The following is a 1,967-nucleotide window of genomic DNA, read 5'->3' on the forward strand; positions in this document are numbered from 1 at the left end:
ATATACTTTCTGGTCGTCGTTAGTTTCTCATATAGCTATTAATAAAAAATTAACAATTTATATGGTATATGATAATTAACCATATAGATACAAAATGTGATTTATATAAACATATTAATAGTTTTATTTATTTTTATATCTCCAATCCTCTTAACTATATTTTATAGTACTCCCCTCTGGCTTGGTTATCCACTGTGGTTAATAATAACAATCGACTTTTTCATGTCTGCAGTATTTATATGGCAGTGGGTGAGGAGTACTAGGCATAGATATCCGTTAGTTTTAAGAGAGCCTACTTTTAGAGTTGCAGTCTTTATACCTGTATATAACGAGGATCCAGAGCTAGTAAAGGGTACTATTAGATCTATAAAATCCGCGCTTAGGGGACGTGGAGAGGTGTACGTAGTAGACGACTCGACAGATAGGGAGCTGAGACAGCGAATAGAGAAGGCGTGCGCCGAGGTTAACGCTGTATATTTCCACAGAGGAGAGAGGAGGGGGTTTAAAGCCGGCGCGCTAAACGATGCTCTTAGAAAATTTGGCCGCGGCTATGAATATGTGGCTGTGTTCGACGCTGACCAGAGGCCTGCCGATAACTTCTTTGACGTAGTTATGTCGTTTTTCCGCGACGGCGTTGCCTTTGTACAAGCGCCTCAGTTATACAGCGAGTTGCAGAGCCCCATGGCCAGAGCGGCGTGGCATCAACAGCTACCTTTCCTCAGAGTCGTTATGAGAGCGAGACACGGCTCTTCGGCTTTCTCGTTGGGCTCCGGCACTGTCTTTAAAACAGAGGCGCTGGTAAAGGCCGGCGGCTTCGTGGAGGATGTCATAACTGAAGACTTAGCTACTTCAATAAAAATACACGAGCTAGGCTTTTCCTCCGCGTATATAGACGCTGAGTTGCTGTGGTACGGTGAGCCTCCTATTACGGCGTCTGCATATATCATTCAGCAGACAAGATGGGCGTTTGGGAGCTTTCAATCTTTTCCTATCTTAATAAAAAGCAAATTACCTCTCAAATATTATATAGACTATTTATCTGGTATCTTATATTGGTTTAGAGTGGGGGTATTAAGAATTTCAGAAATTATCCTAGCACCTTTTTTTATAAGTATATATTTTCTCCCCGAGGTTTTTATATGGTATTATGTAATCTCATTTGGATTTCATGCCATGTATCTTATAATTATGAAAAGAGTTGAGAAGGACTATAGCTTTACTTTACATAAGGGTATTGAGTACGTGGCCTCGGTAGCGGCAACTGCGGCGTTTATCTCCTGGATTATGGGGAGAAAGTTGCCGTTTAGAGTAACGCCGAAGCGGGAAGTCGCCCGATGTACTGCGTGCGGAGCGCCTTTGTTGGCCTATATGGCCGTGCTCGCGGCTCTGTGAAGACTAGGTAAAGCCCCACCGAGGTGAAGAAAATATGCCACAGAGGCCAGAGGAAGGCCGCTGCTGGCGCTTTCATAACTACCCCTATAGTTATTGAAAACACAACGTCGCAGTATGTCGGTTGTGGAATTTTCACCACAAAAAATATATTGAAAATAAAATTATACGGTTATGAATTGGGTAGCTATTCTCGTCGGCGTCGCGGTCGGCATGGCGACGGCTTTCGGCAGGGTGTATGTAGAGTGGCTGATATCAAAGCGTTATGGCTTAGCGCCTCAGCTCATGTTTCTGCACAGAGATGTTATTGTTCCTTTTCTTGTTTTAACAGGTATGGCAAATATATACGTCGTATGGATGACCGTAGCGTACGGCGGGGTTGCGGCTTGGAGACTTTCTGCTATTTTAAGCCTTGTGTTGTTATTAGCGGCCCAGGTAATACAGCTTAATATAGCTCTGAGACCTTCAAGAGGGGACTTGGAATTAGCATTAATATCTTGCGCGCCGTATGTTTATCTTTTTGTGTTGTACATAGTAGCATTAGTTACAAATCAATACAGTCTCTGGCTGTTTTAAAT

At 43.0% G+C, this 1,967-nt stretch carries 2 protein-coding genes; both read left to right on the top strand.

Annotation, left to right across the window (positions count from 1 at the left end; translation table 11 throughout):
* Nucleotides 1-222 precede the first annotated feature (222 nt).
* Entirely contained in the window at nt 223-1,392 is a 1,170-nt protein-coding gene (locus tag ACP5J3_RS13820; protein WP_428496214.1) for a glycosyltransferase, read from the top strand.
* Nucleotides 1,393-1,563: 171 nt separating this feature from the next.
* Nucleotides 1,564-1,965, top strand: a complete 402-nt coding sequence (locus ACP5J3_RS13825) for a hypothetical protein (RefSeq protein WP_428496215.1) — start codon at nt 1,564-1,566, stop codon at nt 1,963-1,965.
* The last annotated feature ends 2 nt before the right edge of the window (nt 1,966-1,967 follow it).

Source organism: Pyrobaculum sp. (assembly GCF_049971835.1).
Classification (GTDB): Archaea; Thermoproteota; Thermoprotei; order Thermoproteales; family Thermoproteaceae; genus Pyrobaculum.